Origin of the sequence: Burkholderia aenigmatica, assembly GCF_902499175.1 — a bacterium.
In the GTDB taxonomy this organism is placed as follows: Bacteria; Pseudomonadota; Gammaproteobacteria; order Burkholderiales; family Burkholderiaceae; genus Burkholderia; species Burkholderia aenigmatica.
In genome coordinates this window covers 1-1,324 of record NZ_CABVQC010000153.1, presented here as the reverse complement: position 1 = coordinate 1,324, position 1,324 = coordinate 1, and the positions used below count along the sequence as shown (strand labels likewise).

Annotated in this window: 1 protein-coding gene and 1 other annotated feature; the gene reads right to left on the bottom strand. The window is 60.4% G+C overall.

The genetic code is table 11. The features are described 5' to 3' along the window. Positions 1-35: 35 nt before the first annotated feature. Positions 36-1,273 (bottom strand): IS3 family transposase gene (locus BDO18943_RS42430; RefSeq protein WP_106919311.1). Its coding sequence is split into 2 segments (ribosomal slippage): positions 36-982 and positions 982-1,273, totalling 1,239 coding nucleotides; the frame shifts between segments, so codons are not numbered across the junction. Then, positions 876-992: a sequence feature (AL1L pseudoknot), on the bottom strand. (Overlaps the previous gene by 117 nt.) Positions 1,274-1,324 lie beyond the last annotated feature (51 nt).

Genomic DNA, 1,324 nt, shown 5'->3' with positions numbered 1-1,324 from the left:
CTGAACCGCACCGGGAATCGTGGAGGCTGGTTGGTTTAAGTTAATGCGGACACGTCAGCGGCATTTCTGAGTTGCCTGTAGTAGTTTGCCTCAGCTTCAGCAGGCGGGATATAGCCGAGCGGTTCCATCAGCCGATGACGGTTGTACCAGGCGACCCATTCCAGCGTTGCCAGTTCGACGGATTCCCTCGTTTTCCAAGGGGCGCGCCGATGAATCAGTTCCGTCTTGTACAGGCCGTTGATCGTCTCGGCCAGCGCATTGTCGTAGCTGTCGCCCCGGCTGCCGACCGACGGCTCGATGCCGGCCTCAGCCAGCCGTTCGCTGTAGCGGATGCTGACGTATTGAGACCCTCTGTCGGAATGATGAATCAAAGTCCCGTCCTCACCCGGTTGGCGGGCGTACAGCGCTTGTTCAAGTGCATCCAGAACGAAGTCCGTGGTCATCGACGAGCTGACGCGCCAGCCAACAATACGGCGGGCAAACACGTCGATCACGAATGCCACGTACAGCCAGCCTTGCCATGTCGAGACATACGTAAAATCCGACACCCAGAGCTGATTCGGTCGGTCAGCCTTGAACTGCCGGTTGACTCGGTCCAGCGGGCGCGGCGCGGTCACCTCGGGAATCGTCGTGCGAACACGCTTACCGCGAACTGCGCCACGCAAGCCCTGCAGTTTCATCAACCGTCCGACCGTGCAGCGTGCCACTGCAATGCCTTCCCGGTTCATCTGCTTCCAGACCTTCGGCACGCCGTAGACCTGCATGTTGGCCTGCCAGACACGCTTGATCTCCGGTTGCAAAAGCTCATCGCGTTTCGCGCGGGCGCAGCGCTTCGACGGATCGCGAAGTTGTGCTGCATGGCGTCGGTAGCCCGACGGGGCAATCCGCAAGACCTTGCAGATCGGCTCGACCCCGAAGGTGTCGCGATGCTGATCAATGAAGGCCTTCAGGACTTGAAACGGCGGTCGAGCTCCGCCTGGGCGAAAAACGCGCTCGCCAGTTTGAGAATCTCATTGGTCCGGCGCAGTTCCTTGACCTCGCGCTCCAAGGCCTTGATGCGTTCACGCTCGGCCGTACTCACGCCATCGCGCTCTCCACGGTCGACCTCGTCGCGCTTAACCCAATCCAACAACGTCTGCGGCGTGCAGCCGATCATCGGCGCAATCGATTCGACTGCCGCCCACATCGACGGGTGCTCGCTACGCTGCTCGCGTACGAGGCGCACTGCGCGCTCTCGGACTTCCGGGGAAAACTTGCTTGGCTTCTTGTTCATGGCTCCATTCTCTCAAGAGTTGGAGCCTCCACAAAACTCGGTGCGGTTCAG